This window comes from Clostridium cuniculi (assembly GCF_004353185.1).
In the GTDB taxonomy this organism is placed as follows: domain Bacteria; phylum Bacillota; class Clostridia; order Clostridiales; family Clostridiaceae; genus Clostridium; species Clostridium cuniculi.
Map to the genome: position 1 here is coordinate 47,538 of NZ_SMUS01000013.1, position 22,415 is coordinate 69,952.

Consider the following 22,415-nt stretch of genomic DNA (forward strand, 5'->3'; position numbering starts at 1 on the left):
TACAAATTTCAACATAAAAAAAGAGCAACTAGAAAAATAGTGCTCTTTTAATATAAAAAATTATTAAATTGTTTTTAATGGATATGTTTGAATTAATGTTTCTCTTCGATTATTGGATATTTTCCAAAGTTCTAATCTATTAACCTTTAAAGTTGAAATACTAGGTTTATATTCAATTTCTGTATCAAACTTTTTATTATCTCTATTAATATAGTTAATATTAGCTAGAGAAAGGTGAAGATCGGTATTATCATTTTTTACATTAAAACCATGTAGTTTAAGATTATCGCCAATGAGACGATCTAATTTTTTGATATATCCAATTTTTTCGATTTTTAAGTTGAGAGTTTTATTTGAGTCGCAAAGAGTTATAGTTGATGACAGCTCTACTTTAAAGTTTTTATATGGTTTTAAAATTTTATCAATAACAGTATTAAGTTTATCTATATTAGGATTCTCTATTACCTCTAAAGGAATATAAGGAATTGGAGAGTTTCTATTTGCTCTATATTTTTTAGATAAACTTCTTTGAATTGGGCTTAAATTTTTATAAGATACATCATCAAATAATGCTACCAAATAATATTTCATGTTATAACCTCACAAGTTAAATTTTGTATAATACGTTTATATTAAATTATATCACACATAAGCTTAAATTGACAATTTGTATATTTAAGCGATATCTTATGGGAAAGTTAAAAAATAAGGAGTTTTGGAAGAAAAAAACGCTATTAACTCATACATACTTTATGATATAATCAATAGTGTTGACCAAAAATTTGTAAGACAAAAAAGAAAATTTGACTTATAAAACAAAAATTGGATAATTTTTATGTTATAGGATAGATTAATATATATATAAATTTGGATAAGGGTGAATAGGATGGAAACATTAATTATTAATGGAGGCAAAGTATTGCAAGGTTCTGTAGAAATTAACGGAGCAAAAAATGCAGCTGTTGCTATTTTGCCAGCAGCGATTTTAGCTGCTGAGGGTAAATGTATTATTGATAATATACCTGATATAGAAGATGTACATTGCCTAGAAAGAATACTAACTAGTTTAGGATGTAGAGTAAGTAAACTAAATAATAATACTTTAGAAATAGATGCTTCAGATATAACAACTGTAAATGCTTGTACTGAAGATGTAAGAAGAATGAGAGCATCATATTACTTCATTGGTGCTTTACTAACTAGATTTAAGAAAGCTAGAGTTGAATTACCAGGTGGATGTCCTATAGGGGTAAGACCTATAGATCAACATATAAAGGGATTTGAAGCTTTAGGAGCTAAGGTAACAATAGAACATGGAGCTGTAAGCGTTGAAGCAGAAGAATTACATGCAGCTAATATATTCTTTGATGTAGTTTCTGTAGGTGCAACAATCAATGTTATGATTGCAGCAACTATGGCTGAAGGAACAACTATATTAGAAAACGTAGCAAAGGAACCTCATGTAGTTGACGTTGCTAACTTCTTAAACACTATGGGAGCAGACGTAAAAGGTGCTGGTACAGATGTTATAAGAGTTATAGGTGTTAAGAACTTAGTTGGATGTAATTACAGTGTTATACCTGACCAAATAGAAGCAGGAACATTTATGATAGCTGCCGCAGCTACAAAAGGAGATATAACTGTAAAAAATGTAATTCCAAAGCACTTAGAATCAATTTCAGCAAAGCTTATTGAAATGGGTGCAATAGTTGAAGAAGGTGACGATAGCGTAAGAGTAACTGTTGATAAGCCATTAAAAGGTGTAAGTGTAAAAACAGCACCGTATCCAGGATTCCCGACGGATGTACAACAACCTATGTCAACTTTACTAAGTATTACAGAAGGAAGAAGCTTAATAGCTGAAAGTATATGGGAAAATAGACATAAGCACACAGATGAATTAAAGAAGATGGGTGCAGAAATTAAAGTTGAAGGTAGAACAGCTATAATAGATGGTGTTAAATCATTAAATGGTGCAAAAGTAGCAGCTACAGATTTAAGAGCTGGTGCAGCAATGGTTATAGCAGGATTAGTTGCTAATGGAGAAACTGAAATATCTGAAATTGAGCATATCGATAGAGGATATCCTCATATTGAAGATAAGTTTAGAGCATTAGGAGCAGATATAAGAAGAGTAGTAAAATAAACTTGGGGGAATATTAAATGAAATTTTGCTCATTATATAGTGGAAGTAGTGGAAATAGTATTTTTATAGGATCTGAAAAGGCTAAAATATTAATAGATGCTGGATTACCTGGAAAGAAAATAGATGAAGCATTAAAACACATTGGGCAAAATCCAAGTGAGATAGATGGAATTTTTATAACACATGAACATATAGATCACATTAAAGGTGTAGGAGTTTTATCAAGGAAATATGATATTCCTATATATGCGCCTCATGATACTTGGGTTGCAATGGAAAGTACTATTGGAAAAATAAAAGAGCATAATATAAAGGTTATGGATAGAAGAACTGTTGTATCTATAAAAGATATTGATATAAAATCTTTTATTATTCCACATGATGCTGCAGCTCCAGTTGGATATACTATTAATTTAGATGGAAAAATGGCAAGTGTTGCAACTGATTTTGGAACATTTACTAAAGAAATTGAAGATAGTATAAAAGATTCTGAAGTTATTTTAATAGAGAGCAATTATAATCCACAAATGTTAGATATGGGTCCTTATCCATATAGCTTGAAGCAAAGAATTAAGGAAAGTTACGGACATTTATCTAATGAAGATTGTGGAGAAGCTATTGTTAAGATATTAAAAAATGGTTTAGGAAAAAATATTATATTAGGTCATTTAAGTAATACTAATAATACTCCAGATCTTGCAGAGTTAACAGTAAAAGATATATTAACTGCTAATAATATTGAGGTAGGATCAGATGTATTTTTAAGTATGGCTAATAGGCATAATCCTAGCAAAATTATAACTCTATAGAGAATTTAATTTTAAGGAATCGAAGGTGATTAGTATGGAATTAATATATGCATGTGAAGAACATATAGACGAAGCAATGGATGAAGTTATAAATGAAAAAGAAACTTTTCCTGTAATAAATGAAATTGCGGAAAAGAAGTGTAGTTATTGCAATAATCAAGCTAAATATGAAGTAAAAATGATGTAATAATATATATTGAAAAGTGTACATAATATTTAGTATAATTTTTATATAATCGTAAGATATGAAAGAGGAGAAATGGATATGAGTTTATATAAACAATGGACAGATATGGTCGTGGAATATGTTAAAACAAAAGGGGAAGCAGCTTTCTGGAATGAATATACTAAAATAGAAACTGCTATATATAGAGATTTATTAGCTAATAGTAAGGAGTCTATAAAAACTACTATTGCTGATTTTGCAAAGAAATATGAAACTTCTGAAGAATTTATAATGGGATTTGTTGATGGAATCAACGATAGCTTAAACAATTCTTATGATTTAGAAGCTTTAACAGCTACTGATGAAATAGTATTAGATATAAATTTAGAAAAATTATACTTCAATATGTTAGAAGCTAAGGCTGAATACTTATATATGTTACCACAATGGGATGCAATATTCTCACCAGAAAAGAGAAAAGAAATTCAAAAGGCATACAGAGAATCTTGTAGCGTAAGAAACGAAAACAAGGTTGGTAGAAACGATGCTTGTCCTTGTGGAAGCGGTAAAAAGTACAAGAAGTGTTGTGGAAAATAATTTAAAACTAAAAGAGCTTTGATTTCAAGGCTCTTTTTTTGATGATTAAGTTAAAAATACATTTAATAGAGTGTCAAATAGCAGAGTTTATAAATAAATTATAAGTAGTTAGAAATGTTAGAGTGGAGGACTATATGTTTAATATATTTCCATATATATTTTCAACTACGTTAAATGCTGTATCTAGTAATTTTGAAGTTATAGATGAGATAGTTGATAAATTTGTAAATAGTGATTTTATGAATAGTTTAATCAGTGAAATAGATAATATGTCTTCAATTAATATTAATTTTAAAGAGCATAAAAGAGCATATACATTAGAATGCTATCTTCCTGGAGTTAAAAAGGAGAATATTGATTTGGAATATGATAATAATTATATAACTCTTAAGGTAAAGAGAAATATGTTCTATACTAATAATAAGAATATAGCAATGGCAGTAATACAGTCTGGTGGCGATATAGAAGAGGACTATTATGTAGAAAATGCAGATGCACAAAATATAAAAGCTGTTTTTAAAAATGATATTTTAAGAGTATTGATTCCTAAAAATACTTATATAGGAGAAGATACTACTATAATTGACGTTGATAGTTATAAAATTTGAAATATAAGAATTAATATTAAAAGTTAAGTTTATAAAAAAGTATTGATAACTTAGGAGGAAAAGTAATGAACATAACAGTTATATCTGTAGGGAAATTAAAAGAAAAGTATTTAAAACAAGCAATTGATGAGTATTCTAAAAGATTAACAAGATATTGTAAAATTGATATTATAGAATTACCTGATGAAAAGACACCTGATAATGCATCAGAGAAGGAAGAATTACAGATTAAAGATAAGGAAGGACAGCTTATTTTATCTAAGATAAAGGATAATATGTTTGTTGTAGCAATGGATTTAAATGCTAAACAAATGACCTCAGAAGAGTTCTCAAAATTTATTGAGACTCAAGGGGTTATGGGTAACTCTAACATAACTTTTGTTATAGGTGGTAGTTTAGGATTATCTCAAGATGTAATAAGAAGGGCTAATTATAAGGTATGCTTCTCTAAAATGACGTTCCCACATCAATTGTTTAGAGTAATGTTACTTGAACAAGTTTATAGAGCTTTTAGAATAATGAAAAATGAACCGTATCATAAATAAGTGCGGTTTTTACTAAAATTGACTTATTAAATAGGAGTATATAAAAATGATAGATAATACAGATAGACTTATATTAAAAGAGTTAGTTAAGAACAGTAGAATTACTATGAAGGAATTAGGTGATAGGGTACATTTGACTGGGCAAGCAGTAGCGAATAGAGTAATGAAGTTGGAAGAAACTGGGATAATAGATAGATATACTATTAATTTGAGTAGAGAAAAATTAGGTGTTAATATTCATGTAATGATAACTGTTACATCAACTACAATGGATAATCATAATTTATTTTTAAGATTTATAAATGCTCAAGAGAAATATATATTTCATAATTATAAAACTGGTGGAGATGGGTGTTATATTATAGAAGCAGTATTTCCATCTAATGAAATATTAGATAACTTTTTAAATGAATTAAACAAATATGTTAATTATAAAGTTAATATTATATTTAAGGATACTATAAAGGATCCAGGATGTTTTTTATAGTTAAATGCTAGTCAAATATTCTCTATTTGACTAGCATTTTTAATGTAATATTATTTAACTTTTTTATGTATAAAAATTAAATAAATAATTAATATAACAAGAACTAAAACTCCTAAGATTAAGTATAAAGAGCTGTAACTTGTTAATGAAATAATTGATCCAAGAATAGAAGGTCCAAATCCAGAACCTAAGTCATAAAAAATAAAAAATGTTGCTGTGGCTAGTCCCATACGATTAGGTGTTGTTGAATTAATTGCAACTATTTGAGAGATTGATGAAAGATTTCCAAAACCAAGTGCAATAAGAGCACTAGATGATAATAGCATTAAACTATTCTGAGTAAAACTTAGAAGGAATAAACCAGTTGAAAATAGAATAAATGCCGGATATATTATGAATCTAGCACCTTTCTTATCAACTATGCGACCTGTAAAAGGTCTTGATATTAAAACAATAATAGTATATACAATAAAGAAATAACTAGCTGCTTTAGTTAATGATAGTTCTTTAGCATATACATTTATATATGAAATAACGCCAGAGAAACAAAATGTCATACAAAAAACAATTATAGAAATAGAAAGTGCTTTAACTTCAACTATATTAGAAAGTTTAAATTTATTATCATTATTTTTATTAGAAGAATGTAAAGTAGGGAAATTAACAAAAGACCCTATTATTAAACTAATTAAACCTAATAATGAACAAAATTTAAAAATAGTAATAAAATCTGAATTAGTACTTAAATAAGCACCGATAAATGGACCTAATCCAGTAGCAAGTGCAGTGCTTACAGCAAAGTAACTTATACCTTCACCTTTTCTAGAAGGTGGTATAGTAACTGCTACAGTTGTACCTATAATAGTGCTAACTATTCCAAAAGTGATACCGTTCAATAATCTACTAATTATCAAAAAATTTACCCCATAGTTAAGAAAATATAATAGAGTAGTTAATGTAAAAAGTATTAATCCTATACATAATAATTTTTTAGAATGATTAGCTTGTCCAGTAACAATACGACCAATTAATGAACCAATAATAAAAATACCAACTACAAATCCAGCTTGACTTGTAGTTGAACTAAAGTTATTTATAACATAATCTGTCATTGTAGAATTAAGCAATAAAAATAGTAATGTTAAGAAAAAATTTATTAATGAAAGAATAATAAAATTATATGACCATAAAACCTCTTTTTTATTATTCATTTAAAAATCACGTTCCTTTCTTTTAAAATTATAGAATATAGATGAAAACAAAAACTCCTCATCTATATTTTTAGTTTTAATTAATAATATTATTAAAGAATATACTCTTCTCCATCATTTGGTATTAAGACATTGGATGAAAAGCCTTTTTCTATAGTAAATTTTCTTAAATCCTCTCTAGATAGTGTCCAATGATTCATTGCTTCCATATGACTTGCAATAATCAATGAATTTGGTGATACTTTATATATTTCATATATATCATCTGTACCCATTATTAAAGGATTATAGTCTAACAATGTATTACAACCATTATTAGTAATTATAATTTCTGGTAAATATTCATTAATTGCTGTTTTTACACCATCACACCAAACAGTATCTCCAGCTATATAAAGTGTCTTTTCAGAAGGGTGTTGGAATATAACTCCACATACATCACCTATTTTATCTAATACTTCATCAGTACCATGTTGACCAGCTGTTTTTATTATTTTAATATTAGAAAAAGTAGTATTTTCTTTAATAATTTCAATATTAGTGAAGTTTGAATTTGATAATTCTTTTTTATCATTTTCATCTTGAACGTACATTTTTATAGTTTTAGGTAATATTTCTTTAGCGGAATCATCAAAATGATCTGAATGTAAGTGAGTTGCAATAACAGCATCTACATTTATAAGTTCACTAATTTCTACAGGTAAATCTACTAATGGGTTGTATTCATTTTGACGAACTGGACTAGGAAATGGAGGATAAGTACCCTTTTTAGCTAAAACAGGATCAATTAAAAATTTTTTCCCTGCATATTCAATTAATAGTGTGGCATTTCTAATTTGTTTAATTTTCATAAATAATTTCTCCTTTTGTTTTAATTTGAATATAGTTTAATATTTTCAAAGAAAAAGATATATAGAAAAAATAAAGTCTTTTGGCTGTTTTACTTGAATTATTAAAGAATTTAAACTGAGTAGAAATTATTATAATTATAAATTATATATATAGCTACTTAATAAATTTCAAGTTGGTTAATAGAATAATTACTGTATATAAAATATAAATTAAATATATATTATTAATTAGAAAAGATAGACTCTTACTTATATTTAGATATATAGGTAAGAGCTCTTTATATTTAGAAGGGAGAAATTTATAATTAAAAAGATTTTTAAAGAATGTCAAATAGTACAATTAATTAAGCTACCAGCAGATGTTATTAAAAGTATTAGAGAGACACTAAATGTATTAAATGAAGCATATGATGAAGATAGAGATATAGAAGCTGATTTAGGTGGATATATAGTTATTGCAGAAAATATCGAAGATATCAAAATACTGAAACAAGATAAGTTGCAAGGTTTAATACCAGAATATACTGATGTAATTAAATGTAAGGAAGGAGTTAATTGGACTTCTTCCTTATTTTTGCTTTCAAGCGATGTAGCAATAGTAGTAGTAACTACAGAAGAACTTTCTAAGTTCCTACTAGAATAAAATAAGGAGGTTGAATAAAGTGAGTAAGAAGAGTGAAGAAAAGATAATCAAGGAAACTAAATACTGTAAGATAATAAATCAAGGAAAAGTTGGAGAAGGAGAATATACATACTCAATAGAGAAGATCTATATCAAAGAACTAAAGAGGGATGAAGTAAGGTTCTGTGTATACAAAGCAACTAGAAGAGGTGATGAAACATATATTCCAAGAAGTCTTGATGTAACCGAACTAGAACTAATAGAGCTAATAAAAATTGCGATTGGGGAAAAGGTGTTTTCAGATGAGTTCTTAGAGATGTTAAAACAAGAAATAAATCAAGTTTAAAAGTCTTAATTACTATAAGAGTAGTGATTAAGACTTTTTATTTTATAACAAGATAAGGGAGAAGATAAAAATGATAGCAAAGCAATTTTCGAATATAATACAAGGATTTCTTATGAAAGAAATAAATAATGTTATAGGAAAGTATAGCAAAGTTAGTAATGAGGAAATAGAAGTTGTTGAAGAATTATTGAAGATTATAGAAGATGAAGAATTAAAAGAAAAGCTTTATAGAGACTTTGATGATACATTAAAAATAGCAAAAGAGCTAGAAGGAGAATATATAGGAGATAAATCAAATATAGTTTCTATGTACCTAGGAATAAAAGAAAATACAGAATTGAAAATTACTATAAAAGATATAATTAAATATTATGATGATTTAAAAGATAGTAATTATATATTAATTGATGGATGTCATTTAATATATAAGAAAGATTCAAATTTAAGAGGTCTTGCTAGAATGGCATTAGAAAATATGATGGATGATGAATGGCATATAGATAGGTTATTAGATAAAGACACAATAATATCATATTGGATTGAAGGAATAAGTAAAGAACATGCTATAGATGAAATAATTGCAGATGTAGAAATAGAAGATATATTGGAATTAGATCCAGTAGCTATATTTGAGAATGAAGTAGATGAATATTTATATTCAGAAATAGAAGTATAAGAGCTAACCATATTCATGGTTAGCTTTTTTGAATTTGGAGGAAAAGTGTATGAAGAGAATTCTATGTGTAGGTGTAATAAGAGCTGGAAAGCTAGAAATAAAAACTAACAATAAGGAGGTAGAAAAGATATGTTCAAGAAAAACAACAGATATGTAACTAGAGGTGTAAATGAGGAAGTAGATATAAGACTACAACTAATAATGTGGAGTATGATTGATAATCTAAAAAATAAAGGAAATTTTGAAGTGGACTACTTACAAGTTTTCAAGATAAGAAAAGAAGGTAATAAGATTGTAATAAATCAAAGTCAAGAAGTTCCTCAGTACTCATGTAAGTATGAAATAGAGTTGGAAGATATTCAAATGGATAATGAGATAAAAGTATATGTAATAGATAGTGGAGAATATTCTACAATGCTATTTCCAGATGAGTATTAGTATGTCTATACAGATTTGAAAGGAGGTGAGATAAGTGAATATTGTAAAAATATTAAAGATACTGGGTACAGTTATTACAGTTATAGCTGTAGGTATAGAAGGAAACAATTAAAGAAACTTTGGATTTTTGTAAGTGATTTTACAAGAGAAAATCACTTTTATAATCAGCATTACAAAAAATCTTAATCAAGTTATTATTTAATTGAGATTTGAAAGGAGAGTAACTGAGGAGAATGAATGAAAAAAAAGTATGAAAATTATAGTGGTGTTTATAAGGAAATGATAGAAATTCTAGGTGAAGAAGCTACATTGAAAATATATGAAAATTTCAGGGGTCAACAAGTAACATTTCCTATGAGATTACATTCTAAAGAATATGTAGAGCAATATATCATGAAAAACTATAATGGAAAAAATATAAAAGAAATATCAAGAAAGCTTGGATATACATGCAATTGGGTACAACAAGTCATAAACAAGCTAAACATAAAAGAAAATGGAGGAAGAGAAGAATGTATTGTAGACAATGTGGAGAAGAGCTAAACAATCCAAAAGCAGTAATATGTGTAAAGTTTGGAACAAATAGAGGCCAAGGAGATAACTACTGTCTAGAATGTGGACAAGAAGTGAAGAATAGAGAAGCAGAAGTTTGCCTAAATTGTGGAGTAAGACTAAAGGGAGCAGTAAATAACTTCACTAATCAAATAAAAAGTAGTGTAAATAAAAGTAGTGGAAGCAGTTCCAATAATAATAAGATAGTTGCAGGACTACTAGCAGTATTTTTAGGAGTATTAGGGATACATAGATTCTATGCGAAACCAGATGCGAAAAAACAAAGTCTATATAACACATATAATGCTACTAATAATGCTTTGTTGAATAAGTTAGGTGGTATCAAAGGAGTTCCATTTGCATTAGATGAAATATCTATGTCTAGTTCAAATAATTTCACTAAATTCATATATGCAATGGCTAACGGAACAGACAAAGATAGACTAAATAGGTTTTCAGAACTAAAGGAAAAAGAAACATGGTTAACAACAATCCTATCTAATGGAGAAAAATCTCTAGTAGATAATTATAATAAGAATGCAGGAATACATGTTAGAGTAATCGAAGCAGCGAATTTTTCATGGACTAAAGATGCAGAAAATTCTGAAAAAATCAATCAAACTATATTAAAAAACTATGGTCATATAGGGTTTGAGTTTGCAGAATATATCATGCAAATAGATAAAGATGATATTGAGGAGAGAGTTAAAAAAGTGAAAGATGAAATCTACCAAAAGATAGATGAAAAAATTGTAGTAGATTCCATGACTAAAAGAAGATGTAATAACTATGCAGTATTGCTAACTACAGCATATTACTATCAGGAAATGATGGGTATTAAGTTAGATATTGATGGAATAATCAATATGTTAATAGAAATAGAGCAAAGCTCTATATCAAAAAGGAACTTTTCACAATCAGCTATAGACTATATAAAACAGTACATCTCGAAATTCAAAAGGAAGTTTGAAACAAGTGATAATGTTCCAATGGATACATTAGGAAAGTTGATACCTAAGAAAGATTGTATTGAAGTTCAAATGAATAAGATATCATTTGAAGAAATGATAAAGCAAGGAGGCTATGAAGATAAAAATGTAGTTCTAAAGGAGCTAAAGCAAAATGGATACTTGAACTGCGAATCAGATAGATTCACAAGAAGCAGAAAAAACTCACTTGGATATATAGAAGATGTATATGTAATAAAACTACCAAAAGAGCAACTAAGAGAGGAGGAGGAAGAGTTTGAGCAAGTAACAATCTAAATGTGCCGTCCCGAAACCCCGTAAAAAAATAGTCAAAAAATAATTTTTTTGACTCGAAAGGAGGTGATGAAGATGTAGATATCTTCAAAGGAAAATAAATTAGTGTTTCAAAGATCAAACAAATCTGTAATAGAAAATATATGTGTCAAATTGGAGGAAGAAAAATGGAAACAATCAAAAACAATCAAGAACTAAACGAAATGGTAATGGAAAGTAACGAAAGTGTAGTTGAACTACATGAAGAAGTGGAAAAAACAAATGATAATTTGGAAGAAATCAAGGAAAGTATATTGGATGCATTCATTCCATCAATCAGTAGAGCAGTTGCTAATAAATCTACAAGAGGTGGAGGACTATCAGTTGTTAATGCTAAAACAGGTAAAAGAGTGTCTATAAACAAAAAGATAATGGACTATCTAAAAATTGAAGATAAGATACAGTTTGCATTTTCAGATAATGAAATTGCTATAGGTAAAGATCTACCTAACAATAAAAACTACTTCAATATAAAGGTGTCTAAAGGTACAGGAATTGTGTATTGTTCTGAGTTAGTTTTTGAAATAACTGACTTATATGATTTAGACTTTAGCAACAGAACATCAATCACTTTCGAAAATATTCAATATCAAAGTATTCAAGGGGTTAATGTTGCAATTATTAAGCTTAGATAATAATGAGGAGGAAAAGTGATGAGTAATAAAGAAGTAGACAAGCTAATAAATGAAGTATCGGAAATGATACTTCTATATATAACAAAAAACAAAGAGAAGGAATTCAAACACCGGAGTAACAAATGCTAATAGTAGATTTGTAGAAGGGGAATTTTTCTAAAAGAAATTTCAAATAGATGCATAGTAAAAAAATCACGGGGTTTCGGTGGTTTTTTGCTATGCCAAGAGTTTTGGAAAGGAAACAGCGTCAAAATGTTAGAAAAAGTTAGAGGAAAAAAGATAGGTATATATTTGAGAAAAGAGGAGACTAATGAAGATTTGAACAAAGGGGGATTGGGTAGATTGAAGTGGTTACAATTTGAACTTGAATGTAATCAACATAAAGACAATGTATATATAGATGAAGTAAATAAAACAGATAAACTAAATCAAACTATAGAAGCAGTAGAAAAGGGAAAGATAGAAGCATTAGTAATATGGAGTGTAGAAGATATAGATATAACTAGAGTAGGTGATTTGGTAAGAACATGTATAAATAAAGGAACTACTATAGTAAGCTTTTGTGAATCAGAGGAGTGGATAAATAGAGTTTCAATGTATATATAAAAGTTCTAATAATCAAAGTTATAGTATGATTGTGTTTTTGTAAATAAAGTATTCAGCAAATATATATTATAACTTTGATTTGAGGAAAATTATAAAAACTAAATAATGGAGGAATGATTAATGGGATTAAAAAAATTTCTTAATGAAGCACGGATTCCAGAAAAGAGAAGGTTGGTAGCATTATATTGTAGGGTTAGTACTATTGAACAAGCAGAAGAAGGATATAGTATTGATGAACAAGAGCGACTCTTAGAAGAATGGTGTAAAAAGAATAATTATAGTATCTATAAATGTTATTCTGATAGAGGTATAAGTGGTAAAAATATAAAAAATAGGCCTCAGTTAAAAGAGTTGTTAAGTGACGCACAAGATAAAAAGTTTGATATGGTTATATCATGGAAGATAAATCGTATCAGTAGAAAGTTATCGGATGTATTAAAAATAGTTGATCTACTAGAGCAAAATAATATAACTTTTAAATCATATTCAGAACCATTTGAAACAGATACACCAGCAGGAAAAATGCAATTCCAAATGATGGCTTTAATAGGAGAGTTTGAGAGAGGTACATTGGCACAAAATGTAAAAATGGGAATGTGTGCCAAAGTAAGGGCTGGAGAAGGGTGTGGAGGAAGAGTTTTAGGCTATGATTTAGTACCTATGGAAAATCAAGAAGGAGCTAAAAGAAGAAAAAATAAACTAACTATAAATGCAAATGAAGCTGAAATAGTAAAATTAATATTCAATGAATATTCATAAGGAAAGGGATATAAAGCAATAACAAGTAAGCTAAATAGATTAGGATGCAAAACTAAGAGGGGAAATAATTTTTCTGTAGCTTCAATAAAAGATATTCTAACTAATCCAGTATATATAGGAAAAGTTAGATATAATGTAAGACAGAATTGGTCAGAAAAGAGAAGAAGAAACATAAATCCCAATCCTATAATAACGGATGGAATACATGAAGCAATAATAAATGAAAAACTATGGGATAAAGTACAAGCTATATTAGAAAGTAAGCAAGGAAAGCCTTCAAGAATATATGATGGAGAATATCCACTAACGGGAATACTAAAGTGTCCTAAATGTGGAGCAGGAATGGTAATAATGAGAACTACAAATACACTAAAAGATGGAACAAAGAGAAGAATACAATACTATGCTTGTGGAAATTGGAAAAACAAAGGTACAGCAGTATGTAATAGTAATTCAATAAGGGTTGATAAAGCTAATGAGTATGTATTCAATAAGCTTTCAGAACTACTTTCCAATGAGAAAATGGTTGAAACTATAGTAAATAATATCAATAAAGAAAGACACAAAAAGATAAATCCAGCTAAGAAGGATCTAGAAAGAATAGATAAAGAGCTTGAAAAGATAGATAAAAAGAAAACTAAGCTTTTCGAGGGATATGAAGAAGACCTAATATCTAAGGAAGAGTTCAAAGAAAGAAAAGACGAGCTGAACAAGAGAGCTAAAAGTCTTCAAGAGGAAAAAGAACTATTGCTAGTTACACTTTCAGACGATGTAAGTGAAGAAATACCATATGAATTCATAAAGAGCATACTAGAGAATTTCGGAAAAGTACTAACAGAAAGTGCAACTAGAGAGCAACAGAAGAAATTACTTCATATGATAATATCAGAAATAACTATAAATGAAGCAAGGGAAATAGATTCAATAAAACTAAAAATAAATGATAGCTTGGTTGACTATATAAGTAAGGAAGAAGGAGTATCTATAAAGGGGACTCCTTCTTCATTTATGTTTAGAAATGTTGGAATAAATACATTAAATTTAGATATTGCCATATAAAATAATAGTTGAATTAATTAAGAAAACATGATACTAACACAAACTAAAATACAATTCAACAATGATTACTTTATTACACAGTGTAACTTAAAAAGATACAAAGAAGTATTAAATATGGTATAATAAATAAAAAGGATTAATAATTTCTTGGGAAATAGCTTAAAACGGTGATTTAAAATATGATTAAAATGAAACAAAAATGTTACACGATAAAAATATTTATTTTGGGATTAATAGAATTGCAACAGGTATATAAAGTTAAAGTGATAAAATAATAAAAAATAAATGACAAGATGTTGACAAAAGTAAATTGGAAAAATATAATAATTATGAGGAGAGATGAATATGTTGGAAGGATTTAAAAAAGTTAATCTTACTTCTGGATTGCCATATGTATCAATAACAGATAATGGAATAACATTTTCAAAAAACGCTGTTATAAAAATGGGTAAACCTAAAAATGTAGTTTTGTTAATGAATGAAGAAAAAAAGATGATTGCAGTACAAATATGTGATGCAAATGAAGAAGGTTCAATACAATTTTTTAAGAATATAAAGAGTATAAATGTAAGAATTAATAATAAAGACTTTATTTATACACTATCAAGACTTATGAATTGGAACATAAAAGAAGAGGGTTACCGTATCTTAGGTGATTGGTATGAAAATGAACAAGTAATGATTTTTGACCTAACCAAAGCAGCTCTACTAGGAGAAAAAGAAAATGAAAATGATGATTAGACGGAAAATCCGTTTAATATAAAAAAATGAAGCAATATCTAAGTTGGCGCTTAGACAGCTTCATTTCTTGAAAAATAGCGAACAAAACTTGCTCACTGTTTAGATTTCTTGCAAATAATATTTTAACAGTTAAATCGCTTTTTTTCAAGAATAACTTACTTATTGTACATATGATAGGTAAAATTCTTGCAATAAGGGGGTGTTTTAGCATGAATAATAGTAAAGACAAGGAAGAAAAGAAATATATATATCGCCCTTGGATAACTAAAAATGGACAAAGGATATATGCTAAAACTTATGGTTTAAAAGCTTTTAAAATACCAGTAGAATAAATTAAGGACTCATAGATGAATGTTTGAGCAAGTCATTCTTCTATAATTATATAGAAGGAGTGAAAATATATATGAAAAAAAATCAACATGTTACACCTAATGGAAATGGAAATTGGCAAGTTAAAGGAGCTGGAAATAGTAGAGCTACTGTTACTACTAAAACACAAAAAGAAGCTATTAATATTGCTAGAGAGATTGCTAGGAATCAAAAATCAGAACTCATTATTCATGGAAGAAACGGAAGAATAAGAGAAAAAGATTCTTATGGTAATGATAATTTTCCACCTAGAGGATAATAGTATAGATAGGTTGGGATAGATATCTCAACCTATTTTTATCAATGTAAATATTATAAAAATAGCATTAGGAGTGAGGTTTTATGAAAGATATGGAAATGAAAATTAGTTTAATATGTAGTGTTTGTGGAAATGACCAATTCTCGGCGATTGATGAAAATATTATAGATATTGACGAGGCTGATGATGATATAAAAGTTAAATGTTCTGATTGTGGAAGAGTAACAACTAAAGAACAACTTCTTGAAGAAAATACAGATGTAATAAATTCTAATATTGAAGATTTTAAAGATGAAATAATGAAGGAAGTAGTTAAGGACTTTAAAAAGTTATTTAAATAGGAGATTGTATGGAGATAATAGAACTATGGATGAATTTTAAGGCGTTTTTTATTGATTTAGTTCAATACGGATTTCCTACAATAGCACTTATATTATCTATAATTTCATTTATAGATTCTAGAAAAGCAGGAAAGATTCAAGAGAAGTTAAATGGGATAGAGGAAAAGCTTAAAAAATATGAATTAGAAGAAAAGGAAAGGGAACGAGAGGAAGCAACAAAGGCAAATATTGAAGCAAGAGTTGTTAAGGTTTCTAAAAGAAATTATAAAATGAAAATATGGAATTCGGGAAAAGCTACTGCTTATAGTGTGGATTTTGTAATTCCAGAAGAATGTAAAGGCGTTATATGGAGAAGTAAAGTACCCTACGAATTTCTGGAATCAGGTAAAAGTTTTGAAGAAGTTGTATTTGTACATTCCGGAACGCCAGATAAATTTAAGGTTACAACAACGTGGAAAGATAAAGAAGGAATACCGTATAGTAAAGAGCAGATTGTATCAATATAAATAAAGGACAAGAAATTAAGTTTCTTGTCCTTTTATGATAAAAACCTCACTTAATACTGATACGGAGAACCGTACCATAAATAAATGAGATTTTTACTAAAATTGTAAATAGAGTTATGGATTATTAATACTCTTACTTATATTTAATACATATGTAAGAGTATTTTTTTATTAATTAATATTTATATTATTATTAAATATTTATATTATTAATAAACATTATAAAATATTTAAATTATTATTAAAAAAGTTATTTTACAATAAAAAATCACTTTTTTAATAAAGATTACAAAAAATGTTTATCAAGTTATTATTTAAAGTGGATATAAAGGAGGAAACATATATGAAAAGTAATAGTGATAAATATAGTGGTATTTACAAAGAATTGGTAGACTTATTGGGAGAAGAGGATACCTTAAAAATATATGAAAGTTTTAGAGGACAGCAAGTAACTTTTCCAATGAGGATATATTCTAAAAAATATATTAAAGAATATATTATAGAAAATTATAACGGAAGAAATATAAAGCAATTATCAAAAGAGTTAGGATATACGTGCAATTGGATACAACAACTTATAATAAATTAGATATAAGAAAAAGTAATCATAATATAGAATATAAATCAATAATGGATAGTATTGAAAATCAATAAAAGTGAAGTTTTTTCATATAAAAAATTATTAGTAGATTAGTTAATAAATTTAAGTATTAAAAAATATAAAAATAAATAATAAATAATGGAGGAATAAGTATTATGATATTAGATAAGAAAAATTTACTGTTTAGTATTATTTTTTGTATTTTTATATTTTTAATTTCATTTTTTACTTTAAACAAATTTATAAATAATGCTATGAATAAAAACAGCGAAAAACAATTATTAAAAGCAAATAAACAAAGTGCTGAGTTAGGTAAAGTTAAATTGGAAACTGTTTTAGATAATAAAATGGATATCTTTCTTCAGAATGTTTTATCATCTGGAGCTATAGAGGGCGATAAGATTAATAATGAAAAGATTATTCCACTTATAAAGAATTTTAGAAAAGAAAATTTTATAGAAATTATGGGAGTTGTATTAGGTAATGAAGAAGTTTTTATAAGTAAAAATGATGAGATAATAACAGTTGATCAAAATGGAATTCATGATATTATATCTCAGGGAAAATTTGCCGAACACTCAATTGAGGGAGAAAATTATTTGGCAATAAAAACTTCATTAGATGATGGTAACGGACATAATATAACAGCTATTTATTTAGAAAAAGACAACTCAAAAAATACAGACTTAATTGTACCTGTTTATACAGAATTAGGATGTTCATATGTTATTGAGAGTAATGGTAATGGTATTTTTTATTCTACTGAAGAGAGCACATCAGTTAGATTAGATAATATTTTAGATATAATATTATCTTATTCAGAAGATAATATAGATATTGTTGATAAAATGAAAATAGATATGATTAATAAAAAAAGTGGTATTATTAAATATAAAGGGCCTGGAGAAATAAGATGGATGGCTTATTCCCCCATTGGATATGAAGGTTTATACTTATGTACTATAATTCCAGAAGCTATTATAGGGGCTGATGTAGATGAAATAGGAAATTTAAACTCAATAGCTACAATAGTAATAATAATTGACATTGTTTTAATATTTGGATTTTTTAAATTTATAGAGATTGTCCAAAGAAAAAAAGACGATAAAATATTAAATTTAGATTCTGTTACAAATGGAAACTCTTATAAAAAATTTAATGAGGAATTGAAAAAAATATATAATAAGAAAGAAACAAAAGCTATATATATGTCTATAGATTTGGATAATTTTAAAATAGTTAATACTGTTTTAGGTAAAGAATATGGTGATGAAGTATTAAAAAAAATATATGAAATTTTAAAGTTTCATATAGGAGATAATGGCTGTTATTGTCGTAAAGAAGCAGATGAATTTTTAGCTTATTATAAATATAAAGATTATGAAGATGTAGAACATATAGTAAATATTATATGTGAATCCATACGACATATAAAACTACCGCAAAATCATATATTAATACCTTCAGTTGGGATATATTATATGAATGGTAAGGATGTTTCAATAGAAATTTTAGAGTTGAATGCTAATATTGCTAGAAAGAAGTCTAAAAATAAAATAAATGAGTTTTATTCATATTTTGAAGAAAACAATTTTAATGAATTAATTGACAATAAAAGTATCTTAGATGATATGAATAAAGCTATTAAAAATAAGGAATTTAGATTAGTTTATCAACCTAAGTTTGATGCAAAAACCCAAAATGTGGTTGGAGCTGAAGCTTTAATAAGATGGACAAAACCAGATAAAACTACTGTATTTCCAAATGAATTTATACCTGTTGCAGAAAAAACAGGATTTATTACATTTATAGATAGTTATGTATTTAGAGAAGTTTGCGAAAAGCAAGCTGAATGGTTAAAAAAAGGATATAATATAATACCTATATCTTTAAATATATCAAGAGAAAAGCTGAAAGATCAAAACTTTTTATATGAATATTTAAAAATAATTGGAGAAGTAGACTTAGAAAAAGAATATGTTCAATTAGAAATTACAGAAGGGCATACACTATCATATGACAATGTAAGAAGTAATATAGTAGATAAAATTAAAGAGGCTGGATTTAAAGTGCTAATAGATGATTTTGGAGTTGGATATTCTTCTTTAACTATGTTAAAAGATATAGATGCAGACGTTCTAAAATTAGATAGATCTTTTGTAACTGATGATAGTAATAGCGGAAAATCTATGTTAAAACATATTATTAAAATTGCTAAAATATTTAATTACAAAATAGTAGCAGAAGGTGTAGAGACTGAGGAGCAGTATAATTTTTTAAAAGAAGAGTGTGATGAAATTCAAGGGTATTATTTCTCTAAACCTTTAGAAGAAGATGAGTTTATAGATAAGTATTTAAATAATTTATAAATTTAAAATACTATAATAAAAATAAGGGATATATAGTTAATTATAAAACAATAAAAATGAGTTTATAGATTAATTGAAGATATAAATATACATTATAATTAAGAATAATACATATTGACTTACAAGAAACTTCTATATGTAATATGATGCATATAGAAGTTTTTTATATGTAAGGAAGAGTGATAAAAAAGAAGATTTATAAGGAAAATAAATCACCAAAATTTAATAATGTGGATTTTTTTCTGTTTTTATTTTCAGGCAATTGTGAAATCGTAGTAGTAATAAAAGAAGAATTTTCTTATAGTCAATAAATTTATATAAATTATAAGATTTAAATATAATTTTTAAAATAATTAAAATTGAAATTCAAAATAAATCAATGTATAATTATGTAGAATTATCCAGAATAACTAATATTAAATAATTATAGATATTAAAAAATATAAAAATAAATAATTAACAATGGGGGAATGAATATAATGATATTAGATAAGAGAACATTATTAGTTAGTATTATTTTTTGTATTTTTGTATTTTTAATTTCAATTTGTACTTTAAATAAATTTTCTACTAATGCTATGAATGAAAATGGAGAAGAACAATTATTAAAAGCAAATTCACAAGATAGTGAGTTAGGTAAAGTTAGAATTGAAACTGTACTAGATAATAAAATGGATATTTTTATTGAAAATGTATTAGAATCTGGATCCATAGAAAATAATAAAATTGATGATGTAAAGATTGTTGAACTTATAAAACGTTTTAGAAAAGAAAATTTTATAGAAATTATGGGAGTAATAGGAAATGGAAATGCAATCTTTGTAAATGATAATGATGAAAGAATGACAATTGATGAAAAGACAATTTATTCTATTTTGCTAGAAGAAAAAAGGATTTTCAAATATTCAATTAATGGAGAAGATTATTTAGTAATAAAAAATTCATTAGATGATTATGATGAAGATAGTATAACTACCGTTTATTTACATAAAGATAAATCGCAAAATACAGACTTACTTATACCAGTTTATACAGAGTCAGGATACTCCTATATTGTTGATAGTAATGGTAATGGTATTTTTTATTCAAATAAAGATATGACCCAAATTAGGTTAGACAATATTTTTGATATAATATTAGAATTCTCTGAAAAAAATTCAGATCAAGTTAATAAATTTAAGTTAGATATGTTTAATAAAAAAAGTGGAGTTATTAAGTATGAGGGGCCAGGTGAAAGGAGATGGATGGCTTATACACCTATTGGTTTTGAAGATTTGTACCTGTGCACTATAATTCCAGAATATGTTATAGATAGTGATGTAGATGAAATAGAAAGTTTGAATTTTTGGGCATCAATAGTAATAATAATTGATATTATTTTAATAGCTGGATTCTTTAAATTTGTTGAGAGTGTTAAAAGAAGAAAAAATGATAAAATACTAAATTTAGACCCTATTACAAATGGGAACTCTTATAAAAAATTTAATGAGGAATTAAAAAAGATATATATAAAGAAAGAATTAAAAGCTATATATATGTCTATAGATTTAGATAATTTTAAAATAGTTAATACTGTTTTAGGTAAAGAATGTGGTGATCAAGTATTAAAAAATATATATAAAATTTTAGAGTTTCATATAGGAAGCAATGGTTGCTATTGCCGTAAAGAAGCAGATGAATTTTTAGCTTATTACGAATATAAAGACCATGAAGATTTAGAATATATTGTGAATAGCATATGTGAATCTATACGACATATAAAACTATCACAAAATCATATATTAATACCTTCAGTTGGTATATGCTATATGAATAACAAAGATATTCCTGTAGAGAGTTTAGAAATAAATGCAATTATAGCTAAAAAGAAATCAAAAAATAAAATAAATGAATTTTATTCATATTTCAAAGAAAGCAATTTCTATGAAATGATTGATAATAAGAATATATTAGATGATATGAATAACGCTATTAAAAATAAAGAATTTAGATTAGTATATCAACCTAAGTTTGATGCAAAAACCAAGAAAGTAGTTGGAGCTGAAGCATTAATAAGATGGATAAAATTAGATAATTCTACAGTGTTTCCAAATGAATTTATCCCAGTAGCAGAGAAAACAGGATTTATTACATTTATAGATAGTTATGTATTTAGGGAGGTTTGCGAAAAACAAGCTGAATGGCTTAAAAAAGGATACGATATAGTACCTATTTCTTTAAATTTATCAAGAGAAAAAATAAAAGATCAGAATTTTTTATATGAATATTTAAAAATAATTAGAGAAGTAGGGTTAGAAAAAGAATATGTGCAATTAGAAATTACAGAGGGTGATACATATTCATATGATAATGTAAGAAGTAATATAGTAGATCTAATTAAAGATGCTGGATTTAAAGTGCTAATAGACGACTTTGGAGTTGGTTATTCTTCATTATCTATGTTAAAAGATATAAAGGCAGATTTTTTAAAGATAGATAGAAGTTTTATTATTGATGAGACAATTAGTGGAAAAGCTATGGTAAAATACATTGCTAAAATTGCTAAAATATTTAATTATAAAATAGTAGCAGAAGGGGTAGAGACTGAAGATCAGTATAATTTCTTAAAAGAAGAATGTGATGAAATTCAAGGATATTATTTCTCTAAACCTTTAGAAGAAGAAGAGTTTATAGATAAGTATTTAAATAAGTTATAAATATAAAATATATTGATAATTTATCAAGACTAGTATGTGTATTAATAGATATAGGAAAGAATTCTTTTAGATGAATAGTATGGTATATATGTAAAACACAATCCGATTTAAATAAGGAT

General features: G+C 26.7%; 26 protein-coding genes and 1 pseudogene. 24 read left to right on the forward strand and 3 right to left on the reverse strand.

The window, feature by feature from the left end; genetic code table 11:
• Window positions 1–63: 63 nt before the first annotated feature.
• Window positions 64–591, reverse strand: coding sequence for a hypothetical protein (locus EJJ37_RS08530; protein ID WP_133015167.1), 528 nt, complete (start codon window positions 589–591; stop codon window positions 64–66).
• A 295-nt stretch (window positions 592–886) separates the two neighbouring features.
• On the opposite strand from EJJ37_RS08530, the gene EJJ37_RS08535 reads away from it, so the two are divergent.
• The 7 genes from EJJ37_RS08535 (at window position 887) to EJJ37_RS08565 (ending at window position 5,358) form a co-directional block, all read left to right on the forward strand.
• Window positions 887–2,146 (forward strand): UDP-N-acetylglucosamine 1-carboxyvinyltransferase, encoded by a 1,260-nt coding sequence (locus EJJ37_RS08535; protein ID WP_133015168.1) that lies wholly within the window; start codon window positions 887–889, stop codon window positions 2,144–2,146.
• A 17-nt stretch (window positions 2,147–2,163) separates the two neighbouring features.
• A complete protein-coding gene (locus EJJ37_RS08540; protein WP_133015169.1) occupies window positions 2,164–2,955 on the forward strand; it encodes an MBL fold metallo-hydrolase in 792 nt (263 codons plus the stop codon).
• Window positions 2,956–2,989: 34 nt separating this feature from the next.
• Complete coding sequence (locus EJJ37_RS08545) at window positions 2,990–3,142, forward strand: CxxH/CxxC protein (protein ID WP_133015170.1); 153 nt, start codon at window positions 2,990–2,992, stop codon at window positions 3,140–3,142.
• Between the two features lie 78 nt (window positions 3,143–3,220).
• Window positions 3,221–3,718: an SEC-C metal-binding domain-containing protein gene (locus EJJ37_RS08550; RefSeq protein WP_133015171.1), complete on the forward strand. Its 498-nt coding sequence runs from the start codon at window positions 3,221–3,223 to the stop codon at window positions 3,716–3,718.
• Window positions 3,719–3,852: 134 nt separating this feature from the next.
• On the forward strand, window positions 3,853–4,326 hold the full coding sequence (locus EJJ37_RS08555) for an Hsp20 family protein (RefSeq protein WP_133015172.1): 474 nt from the start codon (window positions 3,853–3,855) through the stop codon (window positions 4,324–4,326).
• Between the two features lie 65 nt (window positions 4,327–4,391).
• A complete protein-coding gene (gene rlmH, locus EJJ37_RS08560) occupies window positions 4,392–4,871 on the forward strand; it encodes a 23S rRNA (pseudouridine(1915)-N(3))-methyltransferase RlmH (RefSeq protein ID WP_133015173.1) in 480 nt (159 codons plus the stop codon).
• Between the two features lie 46 nt (window positions 4,872–4,917).
• Window positions 4,918–5,358: an Lrp/AsnC family transcriptional regulator gene (locus EJJ37_RS08565; RefSeq protein ID WP_133015174.1), complete on the forward strand. Its 441-nt coding sequence runs from the start codon at window positions 4,918–4,920 to the stop codon at window positions 5,356–5,358.
• A 50-nt stretch (window positions 5,359–5,408) separates the two neighbouring features.
• Here EJJ37_RS08565 and EJJ37_RS08570 read toward each other — a convergent pair whose 3' ends face one another.
• Window positions 5,409–6,569 carry an MFS transporter gene (locus tag EJJ37_RS08570; protein WP_133015175.1) on the reverse strand — a complete coding sequence of 387 codons (1,161 nt, stop codon included), beginning with the start codon at window positions 6,567–6,569 and terminating at the stop codon, window positions 5,409–5,411.
• A 92-nt stretch (window positions 6,570–6,661) separates the two neighbouring features.
• A complete protein-coding gene (locus EJJ37_RS08575; protein ID WP_133015176.1) occupies window positions 6,662–7,420 on the reverse strand; it encodes an MBL fold metallo-hydrolase in 759 nt (252 codons plus the stop codon).
• A 499-nt stretch (window positions 7,421–7,919) separates the two neighbouring features.
• Here EJJ37_RS08575 and EJJ37_RS21290 point away from each other — a divergent pair, with 499 nt between their 5' ends.
• The 17 genes and pseudogenes from EJJ37_RS21290 (at window position 7,920) to EJJ37_RS08655 (ending at window position 22,296) form a co-directional block, all read left to right on the forward strand.
• Window positions 7,920–8,063 (forward strand): hypothetical protein, encoded by a 144-nt coding sequence (locus EJJ37_RS21290; RefSeq protein ID WP_338032260.1) that lies wholly within the window; start codon window positions 7,920–7,922, stop codon window positions 8,061–8,063.
• 19 nt (window positions 8,064–8,082) lie between these two features.
• Entirely contained in the window at window positions 8,083–8,388 is a 306-nt protein-coding gene (locus EJJ37_RS08585; RefSeq protein WP_133015178.1) for a hypothetical protein, read from the forward strand.
• A 70-nt stretch (window positions 8,389–8,458) separates the two neighbouring features.
• Entirely contained in the window at window positions 8,459–9,064 is a 606-nt protein-coding gene (locus EJJ37_RS08590) for a hypothetical protein (protein WP_133015179.1), read from the forward strand.
• 129 nt (window positions 9,065–9,193) lie between these two features.
• Window positions 9,194–9,502 (forward strand): DUF960 family protein, encoded by a 309-nt coding sequence (locus tag EJJ37_RS08595; protein WP_133015180.1) that lies wholly within the window; start codon window positions 9,194–9,196, stop codon window positions 9,500–9,502.
• Between the two features lie 237 nt (window positions 9,503–9,739).
• A complete protein-coding gene (locus EJJ37_RS08600; RefSeq protein ID WP_133015181.1) occupies window positions 9,740–10,045 on the forward strand; it encodes a Mor transcription activator family protein in 306 nt (101 codons plus the stop codon).
• Complete coding sequence (locus EJJ37_RS20205; protein ID WP_243124853.1) at window positions 10,015–11,319, forward strand: NINE protein; 1,305 nt, start codon at window positions 10,015–10,017, stop codon at window positions 11,317–11,319. The genes EJJ37_RS08600 and EJJ37_RS20205 overlap by 31 nt, the downstream gene beginning before the upstream one ends.
• Before the next feature lie 164 nt (window positions 11,320–11,483).
• Window positions 11,484–11,990, forward strand: a complete 507-nt coding sequence (locus EJJ37_RS08610) for a hypothetical protein (RefSeq protein ID WP_049039683.1) — start codon at window positions 11,484–11,486, stop codon at window positions 11,988–11,990.
• 252 nt (window positions 11,991–12,242) lie between these two features.
• Entirely contained in the window at window positions 12,243–12,596 is a 354-nt protein-coding gene (locus tag EJJ37_RS08615; protein ID WP_049039682.1) for a hypothetical protein, read from the forward strand.
• A gap of 120 nt (window positions 12,597–12,716) precedes the next feature.
• Window positions 12,717–14,414: pseudogene (locus EJJ37_RS21220) on the forward strand (recombinase family protein).
• 345 nt (window positions 14,415–14,759) lie between these two features.
• Window positions 14,760–15,155, forward strand: a complete 396-nt coding sequence (locus EJJ37_RS08625) for a hypothetical protein (RefSeq protein ID WP_133015182.1) — start codon at window positions 14,760–14,762, stop codon at window positions 15,153–15,155.
• A 209-nt stretch (window positions 15,156–15,364) separates the two neighbouring features.
• The gene (locus EJJ37_RS21025) at window positions 15,365–15,487 is read left to right on the forward strand and encodes a hypothetical protein (RefSeq protein ID WP_275547943.1); all 123 of its coding nucleotides are present in this window, start codon (window positions 15,365–15,367) and stop codon (window positions 15,485–15,487) included.
• 71 nt (window positions 15,488–15,558) lie between these two features.
• A complete protein-coding gene (locus EJJ37_RS08630) occupies window positions 15,559–15,783 on the forward strand; it encodes a DUF2188 domain-containing protein (protein ID WP_133015183.1) in 225 nt (74 codons plus the stop codon).
• A gap of 83 nt (window positions 15,784–15,866) precedes the next feature.
• Entirely contained in the window at window positions 15,867–16,124 is a 258-nt protein-coding gene (locus tag EJJ37_RS08635; protein ID WP_133015184.1) for an ECs_2282 family putative zinc-binding protein, read from the forward strand.
• An 8-nt stretch (window positions 16,125–16,132) separates the two neighbouring features.
• Window positions 16,133–16,630, forward strand: a complete 498-nt coding sequence (locus EJJ37_RS08640) for a hypothetical protein (protein ID WP_133015185.1) — start codon at window positions 16,133–16,135, stop codon at window positions 16,628–16,630.
• A 343-nt stretch (window positions 16,631–16,973) separates the two neighbouring features.
• Window positions 16,974–17,219, forward strand: coding sequence for a Mor transcription activator family protein (locus tag EJJ37_RS08645; RefSeq protein ID WP_133015186.1), 246 nt, complete (start codon window positions 16,974–16,976; stop codon window positions 17,217–17,219).
• A gap of 167 nt (window positions 17,220–17,386) precedes the next feature.
• Window positions 17,387–19,600: a bifunctional diguanylate cyclase/phosphodiesterase gene (locus EJJ37_RS08650; protein WP_133015187.1), complete on the forward strand. Its 2,214-nt coding sequence runs from the start codon at window positions 17,387–17,389 to the stop codon at window positions 19,598–19,600.
• 479 nt (window positions 19,601–20,079) lie between these two features.
• Window positions 20,080–22,296 carry an EAL domain-containing protein gene (locus EJJ37_RS08655; protein ID WP_166484713.1) on the forward strand — a complete coding sequence of 739 codons (2,217 nt, stop codon included), beginning with the start codon at window positions 20,080–20,082 and terminating at the stop codon, window positions 22,294–22,296.
• The last annotated feature ends 119 nt before the right edge of the window (window positions 22,297–22,415 follow it).